This window comes from Serratia sp. 2C06 (assembly GCF_050037615.1).
Lineage (GTDB): Bacteria > Pseudomonadota > Gammaproteobacteria > Enterobacterales > Enterobacteriaceae > Serratia > Serratia ureilytica.
This window is the reverse complement of the sequence record NZ_CP188299.1, coordinates 3909251-3923876: the sequence shown is the minus strand read 5'-3', so window position 1 is coordinate 3923876 and position 14626 is coordinate 3909251. Positions and strand designations below refer to the sequence as shown.

Sequence of the window (14626 nt, the reverse complement as noted above, 5' to 3'; positions counted from 1 at the left end):
GGCGTCGAGAAAACAGAGATAAATCAGTGGGTGATTGTACCCTGTTCCACGCCGCTGTGGCACCCCGCGAATTGCACTACGTCTATTTCTTCAACGATCGTCGTCTCAGGCAACGACAGCGGCAAGGGCACCGGCAAGGGGGGCAGGCCGTAGCGTTCGCGAGCGCGATCGCAGGCTTCGTTGCGCAGGCCGTTTTCACCGGACTGATCGAACTCTCTGCACGGGCTTGGCCGATTAAGATAAATCGAGCACGACACGGCTTTGCCAATCTCGCCGTCCAGCGCGGTGCAGCGCGGAGACTTGCTGTTGGTCCCCTGCATGCAGCGCAGGAACGGGGTCAGAGGCTCCGTCAGGGAAAGGGGAACGGTGCCGCCGCCGTCTTCGGCTTCGGCCCAATAGAATGACACTCGAAAATAACCGCAGCATGCGCCGCAGCTGACACAGGGATTAAGGATTTCGCTCATCTTGATTGCCCGCCGACTCCTCACGGCACCAACCAAAACCAACACGGAAGATGAAATTACCTCAGCCGTATTTTTTTCCGCAACTGAAATTTGAACATGTAGATAATTTGCAACAAAATCGTTTTTTTGATGCAGATCAATCCTTGATTTATTAAGCGGTTAGGTAACCTTGTTTTTGGTGGGATTTTAAAATTTTACACATAAGATGTGATCTCGATGGGATCACAAATACCCGAAAGTAGGTATATTCCCCCTCGAGAGATTAACCACACAAATGGAATGGATAATGAAAAAGACAACTCTGGTGGTATTGGCGACGATGATGGCGCCTATGTTGGCAAGTGCGCATCAGGCCGGTGATTTCCTGTTCCGTGCGGGCACCGCGACGGTGCGTCCAAATGCGGGCTCGGACAACGTATTGGGTTTGGGATCGCTGGATGCGAAAAACAATACTCAGCTCGGTTTGACCTTCGGTTATATGGTGACGGACAACATCGGCGTTGAGTTGTTGGCCGCGACACCGTTCCGCCACAAGGTTACCCTGGGCGGCACCGATCTGGCGACCGTTCATCAACTGCCGCCTACGCTGATGGCGCAATACTACTTCGGCGACAAGCAGGACAAACTGCGTCCTTATCTGGGCGTCGGCGTTAACTACACCACTTTCTTCGACGAGAAGTTCAACGACTACGGCAAAAGCGCCGGGTTGAGCAACCTCGATCTGAAAGACTCCTGGGGCGTGGCGGCACAGGCCGGTCTGGATTACAACCTGGATGAGCACTGGATGCTGAACATGTCGGTGTGGTGGATGAACATCGAAACCAAAACGCGTTTCAACGACGCGAACGGTGGGCACCACAGCTTCGATACGCGATTGGATCCGTGGGTGTTTATGTTTGGGGCGGGTTATCGCTTCTGATGAAGGCCGCAAACAGGGAGGCATTGCGCCTCCCTGTGTCGGTATTATTTAACCTGCATGACGTTCTCAACAGATTTCACGCCGGCCACGCCGCGTGTGACCTGCACCGCACGATTGGCGTCATCGCTTGACGTCACGAAGCCGCTCAACTGCACGCGTCCTTTAAAGGTTTCCACGCTGATTTCGCGCGACTTGATGTTTTTATCCGCCAGCAGCGCCGATTTCACTTTGGTGGTGACCACGGTGTCATCGATATAACCGCCTGTTCCCTCCGATTTCGCCGTCGGTGCGCAAGCGCTCACCGCGACCGCCACAACGGCTGCCATGCACAAGGCCGAAAGGGTTTTAAACAGCTTCATAAATTACTCTCCATGCAATGTTATGGTTGAAATTCGATGCGGTTTTTTCGCCGCAGCGAACGCATTCCCCAAATCAAATGAAGAAATGCATAGCGAACAATGTTTATTGTGAGACAAGACGCGGGTTTGTTCAAATTTTTGCTGTAAATAAATAGAACAAACTTTGAGGGGAAACAAGCTGTTAAAGCGAGCGCCGGCAAGGCGCTCGCCGAAGGGGATCACGCGCGGGTCGCGTGCTTCATCGCGCTGACGAAGGCCGCCAGCTTGGTCAGCATTTCCGCCGGGTTGGCATGGTGCCGTTCGATGATTTTGACGATTGCCGATCCGGAGATGGCGCCGGCGGCGCCGGCCTGCAGCGCAGCCTTCACCTGCTCGGGCTCGGAGATGCCGAAGCCCTGCAGCGGCGGCGCGGCGTGATACTCGCGCAGCTTGTTCACCAGGTGATGCAGCGGCAACTGCGCCCGGCTTTCGGTGCCGGTGACGCCGGAACGCGACAGCAGATAGGTGTAGCCGCGACCGTGCGACGCGATTTCACGCAGCAGATCGTCATCGGCGTTCGGCGGGCAAATGAAGATGGGCGCGATACCGTGGCGCACGGCCGCGGCGCGGAACGGCGCCGATTCTTCAAACGGCACGTCGGCGACCAACACCGAATCCACGCCCACTTCCGCACAGCGTTGGTAAAAAGCATCGATGCCTTTATGGAACACCAAATTGGCGTACATCAGCAGGCCGATGGGAATGGTCGGGTGCTTCTGACGAATGGCCGCCAGCAGCTCGAAACACTGGGTCGGCGTAACGCCGGCGGCGAAGGCACGCAGCGTCGCGCTCTGGATGGTTGGGCCATCCGCCAACGGATCGGAGAAGGGGATACCCAGCTCCAGCGCGTCCGCGCCGGCTTCGATCAGGGTGTCGATAATCTGCAGCGACAGCGCCGGATTAGGATCGCCCAGCGTCACGAACGGGACGAAGGCGCCTTCCTTGCTGCTTTCCAGACGCGTGAACAGTTGCTGATAACGTTCCATCAGATTTCTCCCCGTGCTTTCAAAATGTCGTGAACGGTAAATATGTCTTTGTCGCCGCGGCCGGACAGGTTGACCACCAGGATTTGCTCTTTTTGCGGCGTTTCACGGATCATTTTCAGCGCGTGCGCCAGGGCGTGTGAGGATTCCAGCGCCGGGATGATGCCTTCATGGCGCGACAGCGCTTTGAACGCCTCCAGCGCTTCGTCGTCGGTGATCGACACGTATTCGGCGCGACCGGTGCTGTTCAGGTAGGCGTGTTGCGGCCCGACGGACGGGAAGTCCAGCCCGGCGGAGATTGAATAGGATTCTTCAATCTGGCCTTCGGCGGTCTGCATCATCGGCGCCTTCATGCCGAAATAGATGCCGACGTGGCCATGCTTGAGCGGCGCGCCGTGCTGACCGGTTTCGATGCCCAGACCGGCGGGTTCCACGCCGATCAGCCCAACGTCGGCGTCATCGATAAAATCGGCGAACATGCCGATGGCGTTGGAGCCGCCGCCGACGCAGGCGATGACCGCATCCGGCAGGCGGCCTTCGCGCTCCAGCACCTGCGCTTTGGTCTCTTCGCCAATCATGCGCTGGAATTCACGCACGATGGTGGGGTACGGGTGCGGGCCGGCCGCGGTGCCGAGCATATAGTGCGCGGTTTCATAGCTGCCGGACCAGTCGCGCAACGCTTCGTTGCAGGCGTCTTTCAGGGTGGCGGAGCCGCTGTGCACCGGGATCACTTCCGCGCCCATCAGCCGCATGCGGAACACGTTCGGCGACTGGCGCTCAACGTCTTTGGCGCCCATATAGATACGGCATTTCAGGCCGAGCAGCGCGCAGGCCAGCGCCGAAGCGACGCCGTGTTGGCCGGCGCCGGTTTCCGCGATGATCTCGGTTTTGCCCATGCGCTTGGCCAGCAGGGCCTGGCCCAGCACCTGGTTGGTCTTGTGCGCGCCGCCGTGCAGCAGATCTTCCCGCTTCAGATAGAGCTTGGTGTTGCTGCCGGCGGTGAGATTTTTGCACAGCGTCAGCGCCGTAGGGCGGCCCGCGTAGTTCTTCAACAGATCGATGAATTCCGCCTGAAACGCCGGATCGCGCTGAGCGCTGACAAAGGCTTCTTCGAGTTGTTTCAGGGCCGGCATCAGAATTTGCGGTACGTATTGACCACCAAATTCGCCGAAGTAGGGGTTAAGCAGCGTCATGAGAGTTCCCGTCATTATCCGTTATTAATATAGAGCCGTATTCAGTAAGCGCGCAGGGTTTGGAAGACCGAGGCCAGGCGCGCGGGATCCTTGATGCCCGGTTCGCTTTCCACGCCGGAATTGAAGTCCAGCCCGGCGCAGCCGAGCTTGGCCGCTTCGACGCAGTTGTCGGCGCGCAGACCGCCCGCCAGCATAACGTTGGTCAGATCTTCGCCTTGCAATACCGACCAGTCGAAGCGTTGGCCGGTGCCGCCTGCGCCGTTGTCCAGCAGATAGCGATCGACATGCTGCAGATCGCGCGCCGGTACCCGTTCTTTCACGCTCAGCGCTTTCCAGATGCGGCAATCGGCCGGCAAGCGGGCGCGCAGGGCGCTGATATAGGCCTGGTCCTCCGCGCCGTGCAGTTGCACCGCCTGCAGACCGAGGCGCTCTACGGTCAGCGCCACGGTATCAAGCTGGGCGTCGCAGAAGACGCCGACGTACTTCAGCGGCGCGCCGGAAATGACTTCGCGGGCGCGGACGATATCCACATAGCGCGGCGAGCGGCCGACGAAAATCAATCCGCCGTAGATGGCGCCGGCTTGATACGCGGCGGCGGCGTCCTGCGGGCGAGTCAGGCCGCACACTTTATTGTCGCCCAGGATCACACGGCGCACGGCGGCGCGCAGATCGGGTTCCGACATCAGCGCGCTGCCGATCAGGAAACCGTTGGCGTAGTGGCTGAGCTCGCGGATCTGCCCGTAATTGTTGATGCCCGACTCGCTGATCACCGTCACCCCATGCGGCACGCGCGGCGCCAACTGCCGGGTGCGGTCCAGATCGATGCTCAGATCGCGCAGATCGCGGTTATTGATGCCGACCACGCGGGCTTCCAGCGCGATCGCCCGCTGCAGCTCTTCTTCACTGATCACTTCGGTCAGCACGCCCATATTGAGGCTGTGGGCCACCGCCGCCAGCTGGCGGTACTGTTCGTCGGTCAACACCGACAGCATCAGCAGGATAGCGTCGGCCTGATAGTAGCGCGCCAGGTAAATCTGATACGGGTCGATGATAAAGTCTTTGCACAACACCGGTTGGCTGACGGTTTTGCTCACCAGCGGCAGGAAATCAAAGCTGCCCTGGAAGTATTTCTCGTCGGTCAGCACCGAGATCGCCGAGGCGAAATCTTTATAGACCGTGGCGATCTCCACCGGATTAAAGTTCTCGCGAATCAGCCCCTTGGAAGGCGAGGCCTTCTTGCATTCGAGAATGAAAGCCGTACGGGTGCCCTGCAGCGCGTGGTAGAAGCTGCGTTCGCTCGGTACGATGTCATTCTGAAAGCCGGCCAGGGGCTGTTGCTGTTGTCGCGCCGCGATCCATTGCGCTTTGTCGCGGACAATCTTGTGTAGCACGGTTTCCTGCATCATTTATCCTCTTGCCGCCAGTGCGATGACACGCTCATAGGCCTGCCCGCTGTTGATCATATCCAGTGCCTGCCGCGCATTTTGGCGCAGGTCTTCATGTCCGAATAACTTCAGAAGCAACGCGACGTTGGCCGCGACCGCCGCAGCGTGCGCCGGCTCGCCTTTACCTTGTAACAGCCGCGCCAAAATGTCACGGTTTTCTTCCGGCGTGCCGCCCAGCAAGGCCTCCAGCGGATAGGTTTCCAATCCGAAGGACTGCGGGGTAAGCTGATAACTGCAGATTTCGCCGTTGTTCAACTCCGCCACGTGCGTCGGGGCGTGGATCGCCACCTCGTCCATGCCGCCGCCGTGAACCACCGCCGCGCGCTGATAGCCCAACACGCGCAGGGTTTCGGCGATCGGCAGCACCAGTTCCGGGCTGTAAACGCCGATCAGCGCCAGCGGCGGACGCGCCGGGTTGATCAGCGGGCCCAGCACGTTGAACAGCGTGCGGGTCTTCAACTGCTGGCGTACCGGCATGGCGTGACGGAAGCCGGTGTGGTACTGCGGCGCAAACAGGAAGCACACGCCAAGATCGTCCAACGCCTTGCGCGCCTCTTCCGCCGGCAGATCCAAGCGGATGCCGAATGCCGCCAACAGATCCGAAGAGCCGGAGCGGCTGGAGACGCTGCGGTTGCCGTGTTTGGCGATTTTCGCGCCGCACGCCGCCGCCACAAAGGCGCTGGCGGTGGAAATATTGATGCTGTTGGTGCCGTCGCCGCCGGTGCCGACGATATCGGCAAACAGATAGTCAGGGCGCGGGAACGGTTGAGCATCTTCCAGCAGCGCTTTGGCGGCGCCGGCGATCTCTTCCGGGCGCTCGCCGCGGACTTTCATGCTGATCAACGCCGCCGCCAGTTGGCTCGGCTCCAGTTCGCCGCGCACGATGGCGCTGAACAGCTGCTGGCTTTCCTGCTGGCTCATCGATTCAGCGCGGTACAGTTTCTCAAGGATAGGTTGCATCGTCGTGTTCCTTTTATGACTTCGCCAGCGCCCAGGCCAGGGTCTGCTCAAGCAGGCGCGCGCCATGGGTGGTCAGAATCGATTCCGGGTGGAACTGGAAGCCGCATACGCGGCGGCGATCGTCGCGTACCGCCATCACCATCTCGCCGAACCGGGCGTTGACGGTCAGATCGGCCGGGATGTTGCTGCCGACCAGCGAGTGGTAACGCGCCACCGGCAGCGGGTTGGCCATGCCGGCGAACATGCCTTCACCGTCGTGAACGATCGCCGAGGCTTTGCCGTGCAGGATTTCCCCCGCCTGGCCGACCTGGCCGCCATAGGCTTCGACGATCGCCTGGTGGCCGAGGCAGATGCCGATGATCGGCAGCCGGCCGCGCAGGCGTTGCAGCAGTTCCGGCATGCAGCCCGCTTCGGAAGGGGCGCCGGGGCCCGGCGACAGCATCAGCACCGGCTGTTCCATCTGCGCCAGACGCTCGATGATCACCTCGGCGGCGATCTGGTTACGGTAAATCACCACCTGGTGGCCGCTGGCGCGCAGCTGATCGACCAGGTTGTAGGTAAAGGAGTCGACGTTGTCGAGCAGCAGGATATCGGCCATCAGAACACCTCCTTGGCATGGTGCGCAGTGGCGATGGCGCGCAGCACGGCACGGGCTTTATTACGGGTTTCGTCGGCTTCCGCCTGCGGGATGGAGTCCAGCACGACGCCGGCGCCGGCCTGCACGGTGGCGATGCCGTCTTCGACGTAGGCTGAGCGAATGACGATGCAGGTATCCAGATCGCCGGTGGCGGTAAAGTAGCCTACCGCGCCGCCGTAGCTGCCGCGGCGCGTGCCTTCGGAGGCGGCGATCAGCTGCATCGCCCGCACTTTGGGCGCGCCGCTCAGGGTGCCCATATTCATGCAGGCCTGGTAGGCATGCAGCACGTCGAGATCGGCGCGCAGGGTGCCCACCACGCGGGAAACCAGGTGCATGACGAACGAATAGCGATCCACTTTGGTCAGGTCGGCCACGTAGCGGCTGCCGGCCTGGCAGATGCGCGCCAGATCGTTGCGCGCCAGATCGACCAGCATCAGGTGCTCGGCCAGCTCTTTGTGGTCGGTGCGCATTTCCAGCTCGATGCGGCTGTCGAGATCCAGATCCAGTGAACCATCGGCTCGGCGGCCGCGCGGGCGGGTGCCGGCGATCGGGTAGATTTCGATCTGGCGATTGCCCGCGTCGTATTTCAGCGCGCTCTCCGGCGAAGCGCCGAACAGGGTGAACTCGTCATCTTGCATGAAGAACATGTACGGGCTGGGGTTGTTGTCTTTTAACGTCTGGTAGGCCGCCAGCGGCGCCGGGCACGGCAGGGAGAAGCGGCGCGACGGCACCACCTGGAAAATCTCGCCGTGACGGATCGCTTCCTGCAGCCCGCTGACCACCGCGCCGTACTCTTCGTCGCTCTGGTTGCAGCTCAGCTGCATGTTTTCCAGCTTTTGGTGCGGGATTGGCTGCGGGGTTTGTTTCAATTCGGTCTGCAATTGCGCCAGACGCTGCTGCAGGCGTTGTATTTCACTCGCTTGCTCGCTGAAGACGCTGGCCTGCAATCGGGCGGAACCGCGTTGATGATCCAGCACCAGCAGGGTTTCCGCCAGATAGAAGCAGAAGTCCGGGCAACGTTGATCCTGGCGCAGCGTCGGCAGGTTTTCGAAACCGGCGACCAGATCGTAGGCGAACAGGCCGCCCAGCATCACGGCTTCACGCTCGTCCGCCGGGGAGTCGACCAGGGTCAGCAGCGTGCGCAGCGCGTCGAATACCGACAGGGAGCGCAGGCGCGCGTCTTCGTCCTGCACCTCGTCGATCGCCGGGAAGGTCAGCTCGCGGCCGTTTGGGCGCGCCTGAATGCTGACCTCGGGCGGCAGCGCTTCGTCCAGCAGCGGCAGCAGCGCCGCGCCATTGGCGGTGAGCGCCTGCACGCTGACGGTGTGACCCAGCGCGGTGATGCGCAGCGCGCTGTCGATCACCAGCAGGCTCTGCAGATTCTGTTTACTGTTGATTTCCGCCGACTCCAGCAGCAGGGTGGCCGGCCGGGCGCCGCACAGCTGGTGGAAAAGGGTGGTGGGATCGCCCCGGTAACTGGCCTGCGCCTTCAGTAATGTCAATTGTGGTTTGATGTTCATCATCGGTGGTTCCAGTGAATTCTGTCCATAAAAAAGCCCGCATCAGGTGCGGGCTCAGGAAATCTGCATTGTCAGATGACAGCTATGCGCGATTACACCGCCCGCAAGAGGGAGGTACGCCACCAACCGTGAAGAGAAATGTATGTGTTCATTTGCAGACTCTCTTTGTTAACTCTCATCCGACACGGCCACTGCCGTGAACTTGTGTACTAGTTAACTGGTTCGCGAGGGCAAAGTCAACCCCCTTTTTGTACAATGTTTTAGCGGTCAGCATGAATTCTGTTCATCATCCCGCCCGCGCGCCCAGCCGGGGCAGAATAGATTTCCGTCCGGCCGCCGATCGCAGGTATGATAGAAAACCAAGCCATTGCCGGATAGCCGTTTTGACAGACAGTAACCCTCAATCCACCGCTTTTACCCTGTACGATCTCCACAGCCATACGACCGCCTCCGACGGCTACCTGACGCCGACGCAGCTGGTGCAGCGGGCGGTAGAGATGCGCGTGGGGGTGTTGGCGATCACCGATCACGACACGACCGCCGGGCTGGCCGAGGCCGCCGCCGCCATCGCGGAGCAGGTGTTGCCGTTGCGGTTGGTCAATGGAGTGGAAATCTCGACGCTGTGGGAAAATCATGAAATCCATATTGTTGGGTTGGGTATGGACGTCGCGCATCCGGCGCTGGTGGCGCTGTTGGCGGAACAAACCGAACGCCGCAACCGGCGGGCGCAGGAGATCGGCGTGCGGCTGGGCAAGGCGCGTATTCCCGACGCCTATGCCGGCGCCCAGCGCCTGGCCGGAGCCGGCGCGGTGACCCGCGGCCATTTCGCCCGTTACCTGGTGGAGATCGGTGTGGCGGACAATATGGCTCAGGTGTTCAAGAAATACCTGGCCAAGGGGAAAACCGGCTATGTACCGCCGCAGTGGTGTACAATAGAACAAGCCATTGATGCGATTCATCAATCGGGCGGCCAGGCGGTGATGGCGCACCCGGGCCGTTACGATTTGACCGCGAAATGGCTGAAACGCTTGCTGGCGCATTTCGCCGAACACGGCGGCGACGCCATGGAAGTGGCGCAGTGTCAGCAGGCGCCGCATGAGCGCACTCAGCTGGCGAAATACGCGCAAGACTACCGCCTGTTGGCCTCGCAAGGCTCTGATTTCCATCAACCTTGCTCGTGGATCGAACTGGGGCGCAAGCTGTGGCTGCCGGGCGGCGTCGAGCCGGTGTGGCGCGATTGGCCGCAGCCGGGCCAGGCGGTCTGATTTTACGCGCGTGGCAACGCGCGCGGGCATTATTTTAGGAGCAAGTCATGAGTCAGCTTTTTTATATTCACCCGGACAACCCGCAGCCGCGCCTGATCAACCAGGCGGTAGAGGTGCTGCGCAAAGGGGGGGTGATCGTCTATCCCACCGATTCCGGCTATGCGCTGGGCTGCATGCTGGAAGAGAAGGCGGCGATGGAGCGCATTTGCCGCATCCGTCAGCTGGACGGCAACCACAACTTTACCCTGATGTGCCGCGATCTGTCCGAGTTGTCGACCTATGCTCACGTCGATAATACGGCGTTCCGTCTGATCAAAAACAATACGCCGGGCAACTACACGTTCATTCTGAAAGCGACCAAAGAAGTGCCGCGCCGCCTGATGAATGAAAAGCGCAAAACCATCGGCCTGCGCGTGCCGTCGAACCCGATCGCGCTGGCGCTGTTGGAGGCGTTGAACGAACCGATGATGTCCACCACGCTGATGCTGCCGGGCAATGATTTCGCCGAGTCCGATCCGGAAGAGATCAGCGATCATTTGGGCAAGGTGGTCGATCTGGTGATCCACGGCGGCTTCCTCGGCCAACAGCCGACCACGGTTATCGATCTGACCGAATCCTCGCCGGAAGTGGTGCGCGAAGGCGCCGGCGACGCGGCGCCTTTCCGCTGATGTAAAATATTGCCACCTTGCCCATTGTCTGAAAAACGGCTGAAGCGACGCTATTTCGCGTGAAAGCCGCTATTCTTGAAGACTTCAGAATTGATAATGGGCAGGATGCGCAGCAATGATTAAACAGGTTTCTTTTTTAGCGGCCTTATTATTTTCCTCAATGGCGAATGCGGGTTTTTATTCGGGCAGCGGTTTGCTGGCGGAATCCGGCGGTTACGTAAAAAATAAAAGCGGTGAAGCCACCGTGGCCGAAGCGCTGAATGGCGGCATGTTTATGGGATACGTCGCCGGCGTATTCGATACCTATTCCATGCAGGGCAATCGCAATATCTGCCCAGAGGCCGGAATGAGCATCGGCGTAGCCGCCGACGCGGTAATGCAGTACTTGAACGAACATCCCGAGCAACTGCATTATTCCGCACCGTCGGTGATTATGCTGGCGTTGAGCGCCGCCTATCCCTGCGTGCGCCATTAAATTCCCATTCCAATAAGTGCGCATTTTTTCATAAGGTGCGCTCGGGTCTTTTCCGCACGAACTTCAATAGATCATGACCTGCTGCGCTGTCACCCTTAGCCCGTCGGTAATTCCCGAACGGGTCGGGGAGAGACGCGCAGGAGGTAATATGACCGCATTTCACAGTGCCAACATGACGCTCGATTATCAGGATATCGGCTCAGGGCCGCTCACGTTGGTGTTGCTGCCCGGCTGGTGCGAACCGAAAACCGTGTTTGAGCCGTTCATCGCGCTGGCGGCCGACGGTTATCGGACGATCAGCATCGATTGGCGTGGCCACGGCCTGTCGTCAAAAGCGGCGGAGATGTCGCTGACGGCGGACGATTTGCTGGAGGATGTGCGCCAATTGCTGACGGCGCTGCGTTTGGACAACGTGATCACCCTGTCGGTGGCGCACGCCAGTTGGTTGGCGGTGGCGTTGGCCGAGGCGTTGCCGCAGCAGGTGCAGGGCATGGTGTTTCTCGATTGGATCATGACGCAGCCGGAGCCAGCGTTCTTTGCGGCGGTGAGCCGCATGCAGCAGCCGCAGCAGTGGCTGGCGGCGCGCGACGCCTTGTTCGACTTCTGGCAGGGCGGCATCCGCCACGATCGGGTCAAATGCCATCTGGAGGTCGAGATGGCGCAGGAAGATGACCGGCTCTGGCGCGCCGCCGGCGTGGCCATCGAACAGGCCTACCGGCAGTTCGGCTCGCCGCTGCAACGCCTGGCGGGAATGAGCGCGCCGCCGCCGTGCCGGCATATTTACTCGCTGGATCGCCGCGATGACTATCTGCGGCAACAGCAGACATTTGCCGCCGAGCGGCCGTTTTTCTCCGTGGCGCGTTTAGAAGAGGCCCGCACTCACCTCGGCATTCTGGAACGGCCCGACGCGGTGCTGAGGGCGGTGGAGGACTTCTTGGCGCCGTGAACGCCGCTTGGGGGCACCGCCGATAAAGTGGGTTTCAACACCTTAGAAAGCCTGTATAATGCGCGGTTCGATCTTGATAAACGTATTATTACCGTTGCGGCGATTGGCCGCGGCGGTTATCCCCCCGACGCCTGTGAAGGCGACATTAGAGGTTGCTCAATGAGCGAAAAGTTACAGAAAGTATTAGCGCGCGCCGGGCACGGCTCGCGTCGTGAAATCGAAACCATGATTGAAGCCGGGCGCGTCAGCGTCGACGGCAAGGTCGCCAAGCTGGGCGATCGCGTTGAAGTGACCCCGGCGATGAAAATTCGTCTGGATGGTCATGTCCTGTCGATCAAAGAGTCCGAAGAGGTGGTCTGCCGCGTGCTGGCTTACTACAAACCGGAAGGTGAGCTGTGTACCCGCAGCGATCCTGAAGGCCGCCCGACGGTGTTCGATCGCTTGCCGAAGCTGCGCGGTTCGCGCTGGGTGGCGGTAGGGCGACTGGACGTCAACACTTCTGGTCTGCTGCTGTTCACCACCGATGGCGAACTGGCCAACCGTCTGATGCACCCAAGCCGTGAAGTGGAACGCGAGTACGCGGTGCGCGTGTTTGGCCAGGTCGACGATGCGAAAGTGAAGCAGCTGAGCAAAGGCGTGCAACTGGAAGACGGCCCGGCCGCGTTCCGCACCATCAGCTTCCAGGGCGGTGAAGGCCTCAACCAATGGTACAACGTGACCCTGACCGAAGGCCGCAACCGTGAAGTGCGTCGCCTGTGGGAAGCGGTGGGCGTGCAGGTGAGCCGCCTGATCCGCGTACGCTACGGCGATATCGATCTGCCGAAAGGCCTGCCGCGCGGCGGCTGGGCCGAGCTGGATCTGCCGGCGATCAACTACCTGCGCGAGCTGGTTGAATTGAAACCGGAAACGGTCAGCAAGATGCCGGTGGAGCGTGAGCGCCGCCGCGTGAAGGCTAACCAAATCCGTCGCGCGGTCAAGCGTCACTCGCAGGTGGCCGGCAGCGGCCGTCGCAGTGCGCCGGGCAGCAAACCGAGTAAATCGGGCAAACCGAGCAAACGCAGCTAATCCCGTCATTCTGGCCCCGTTCGGGGCCAGAACGTTTTGTTACCAATCGATCCCCTGTTGCGCCTTGATGCCCGCGTCGAACGCGTGTTTCACCGGCCGCATCTCCGTAACCGTATCCGCCATTTCCAGCAGCTCGCGATGGCAACCGCGCCCGGTCAGTATCACCGTTTGGTGCGCAGGGCGCTGCCGCAGCGCTTCTTTGAGCTCTTCCAGCTCCAGATAGCCGTAGGTCAACATGTAGGTCACTTCGTCCAGCAGCACCAGATCCAGGCCGCTGTCGGCCAGCATGCGTTTGCCGTGCTGCCACACCGCCTGGCAGGCGGCGGTGTCGCCTGCCTTGTTCTGCGTCTCCCAGGTGAAGCCGGTAGCCATCACCTGAAATTCAACGCCATGTTGCTGCAGCAGATTCTTTTCGCCATTGGGCCACTCGCCCTTGATGAACTGGATCACCCCGGCGCGCATGCCGTGACCGACCGCGCGGGTGACGGTGCCGAAGGCGGCGGTGGTTTTGCCTTTGCCGTTGCCGGTAAACACCAGCAGCAGGCCGCGGGTGTCCTGCGCCGCGGCGATGCGTGCATCGACCTGTTCTTTCAGGCGCTGCTGGCGCTGTTGATGACGATCTTCCGCCATGAAACGCTCCTTATTATTCGGCCGCGCCGGGTTTGCGGTTCGGCTGGGCGTCGAAGCTCATGCCGGTTTTTCGCCGGCTGTCCTCGCCCATCAGATACAGGTACAGCGGCATGATGTCAGCCGGGGTTTTCAGCTTGTTTTTGTCTTCGTGTGGGAAGGCGGATGCGCGCATTTTGGTGCGAGTTCCGCCCGGATTGATGCAGTTTACCCGCAAATTACGATTTTTGTATTCATCGGCCAATACCTGCATCATGCCTTCGGTGGCGAACTTCGACACCGCATAAGCGCCCCAGTCGGCGCGGCCGGTGCGCCCGACGCTGGAACTGGTGAACACCAGCGACCCGGCGTGGGATTTCAGCAGCAGCGGCAGCAGCGCCTGAGTCAGCATAAAGGTGGCGTTGACGTTAACCTGCATCACCTCTTGCCACATGGTTATCGACAGGTCGGCCATCGGCGCAATGTCGCCCAGCAGGCCGGCGTTGTGCAGCACGCCGTCCAGGCGCGGAATTTGGCGCGCCAGATCGTCGGCTATCTGCCGGCATTGCTCCGGCGTGGCGTGCAGCAAGTCGAGCGTGACCACCAGGGCCGGGGCGCCGCCCTGGGCCGCGATCTCTTGTTGTACCGCCAGCAGTTTGCTCTCGGTGCGTCCCAGCAGCACTAACTGGGCGCCGAAGCGAGCGTAGGTCAGCGCCGCTTCGCGGCCGATGCCGTCTCCGGCGCCGGTGACCAAAATAATGCGTTGTTCGAGTAGATCTTGTTTGGGTTGGTAATGCACGATAAATCCTCGCCTGGGTGGCTGTTCTCCCGCGTATCGTGGGGAGCAAGGGTGAAACGCGCGGCCAGGGCGGGAGCGAGAGCTCGACCTTCTGCGGGCCGCGCAGCGAATCTGTCTCATCATATTGATGAATAATGGGTGTTATATGCCTTAATCCGTACGCATTTTCAATGCGTAGCAGGCTGAAATGACATTCTTTTGTAACAAAAGCGGCGCGGCGGCGGCTTGGTTCGGCCTTGAATCGTCCCCATAGTGACGTGCAGAACGCAATGAATTTTCATTT

14 protein-coding genes, 1 pseudogene and 1 other annotated feature are annotated in these 14626 nt (G+C 60.5%); of the genes and pseudogenes, 6 read left to right on the top strand and 9 right to left on the bottom strand.

All coding sequences use genetic code 11. The features are described 5' to 3' along the window. Positions 1-23: 23 nt before the first annotated feature. Entirely contained in the window at positions 24-464 is a 441-nt protein-coding gene (locus ACP3TA_RS19260) for a YkgJ family cysteine cluster protein (protein WP_033643277.1), read from the bottom strand. Positions 465-750: 286 nt separating this feature from the next. On the opposite strand from ACP3TA_RS19260, the gene ompW reads away from it, so the two are divergent. After that, the gene (gene ompW, locus ACP3TA_RS19255) at positions 751-1383 is read left to right on the top strand and encodes an outer membrane protein OmpW (protein ID WP_019452715.1); all 633 of its coding nucleotides are present in this window, start codon (positions 751-753) and stop codon (positions 1381-1383) included. A gap of 44 nt (positions 1384-1427) precedes the next feature. On the opposite strand, the gene ACP3TA_RS19250 is transcribed toward ompW, so the two are convergent. The 6 genes and pseudogenes from ACP3TA_RS19250 to ACP3TA_RS19225 all read right to left on the bottom strand — a co-directional run bounded on the left by ACP3TA_RS19250 (position 1428) and on the right by ACP3TA_RS19225 (position 8522). Further along, positions 1428-1742 (bottom strand): BON domain-containing protein, encoded by a 315-nt coding sequence (locus tag ACP3TA_RS19250; protein WP_016927515.1) that lies wholly within the window; start codon positions 1740-1742, stop codon positions 1428-1430. A 218-nt stretch (positions 1743-1960) separates the two neighbouring features. Next, positions 1961-2767: a tryptophan synthase subunit alpha gene (gene trpA, locus ACP3TA_RS19245; protein WP_047574957.1), complete on the bottom strand. Its 807-nt coding sequence runs from the start codon at positions 2765-2767 to the stop codon at positions 1961-1963. Next, the gene (gene trpB / locus ACP3TA_RS19240) at positions 2767-3972 is read right to left on the bottom strand and encodes a tryptophan synthase subunit beta (RefSeq protein WP_170852993.1); all 1206 of its coding nucleotides are present in this window, start codon (positions 3970-3972) and stop codon (positions 2767-2769) included. Before trpB ends, trpA begins: the two co-directional genes overlap by 1 nt. Positions 3973-3998: 26 nt before the next feature. Then, positions 3999-5360, bottom strand: a complete 1362-nt coding sequence (gene trpCF / locus ACP3TA_RS19235) for a bifunctional indole-3-glycerol-phosphate synthase TrpC/phosphoribosylanthranilate isomerase TrpF (RefSeq protein ID WP_426784647.1) — start codon at positions 5358-5360, stop codon at positions 3999-4001. Between the two features lie 3 nt (positions 5361-5363). Further along, a pseudogene (gene trpD / locus ACP3TA_RS19230) lies at positions 5364-6960 on the bottom strand (bifunctional anthranilate synthase glutamate amidotransferase component TrpG/anthranilate phosphoribosyltransferase TrpD). Then, positions 6960-8522, bottom strand: a complete 1563-nt coding sequence (locus ACP3TA_RS19225) for an anthranilate synthase component 1 (RefSeq protein ID WP_033643270.1) — start codon at positions 8520-8522, stop codon at positions 6960-6962. The pseudogene trpD and the gene ACP3TA_RS19225 overlap by 1 nt, the downstream one beginning before the upstream one ends. A gap of 24 nt (positions 8523-8546) precedes the next feature. After that, positions 8547-8650, bottom strand: a sequence feature (Trp leader region). 252 nt (positions 8651-8902) lie between these two features. Between ACP3TA_RS19225 and rnm the strand changes: the two genes are divergently transcribed. The 5 genes from rnm (at position 8903) to rluB (ending at position 12938) form a co-directional block, all read left to right on the top strand. Continuing rightward, a complete protein-coding gene (rnm, locus tag ACP3TA_RS19220; RefSeq protein WP_033643269.1) occupies positions 8903-9784 on the top strand; it encodes an RNase RNM in 882 nt (293 codons plus the stop codon). A gap of 47 nt (positions 9785-9831) precedes the next feature. Beyond that, complete coding sequence (locus ACP3TA_RS19215) at positions 9832-10452, top strand: L-threonylcarbamoyladenylate synthase (RefSeq protein ID WP_033643268.1); 621 nt, start codon at positions 9832-9834, stop codon at positions 10450-10452. 115 nt (positions 10453-10567) lie between these two features. Beyond that, positions 10568-10927 (top strand): Rap1a/Tai family immunity protein, encoded by a 360-nt coding sequence (locus ACP3TA_RS19210; RefSeq protein ID WP_016927523.1) that lies wholly within the window; start codon positions 10568-10570, stop codon positions 10925-10927. A 148-nt stretch (positions 10928-11075) separates the two neighbouring features. Beyond that, entirely contained in the window at positions 11076-11873 is a 798-nt protein-coding gene (locus ACP3TA_RS19205; protein ID WP_206196461.1) for an alpha/beta fold hydrolase, read from the top strand. A 159-nt stretch (positions 11874-12032) separates the two neighbouring features. After that, positions 12033-12938 (top strand): 23S rRNA pseudouridine(2605) synthase RluB, encoded by a 906-nt coding sequence (gene rluB, locus ACP3TA_RS19200; RefSeq protein ID WP_033643266.1) that lies wholly within the window; start codon positions 12033-12035, stop codon positions 12936-12938. Between the two features lie 39 nt (positions 12939-12977). On the opposite strand, the gene cobO is transcribed toward rluB, so the two are convergent. Both cobO and ACP3TA_RS19190 read right to left on the bottom strand, forming a co-directional pair. Then, complete coding sequence (cobO, locus tag ACP3TA_RS19195) at positions 12978-13568, bottom strand: cob(I)yrinic acid a,c-diamide adenosyltransferase (protein WP_033643265.1); 591 nt, start codon at positions 13566-13568, stop codon at positions 12978-12980. 13 nt (positions 13569-13581) lie between these two features. Further along, positions 13582-14343 carry a YciK family oxidoreductase gene (locus ACP3TA_RS19190; protein WP_033643264.1) on the bottom strand — a complete coding sequence of 254 codons (762 nt, stop codon included), beginning with the start codon at positions 14341-14343 and terminating at the stop codon, positions 13582-13584. Between the last annotated feature and the right edge of the window lie 283 nt (positions 14344-14626).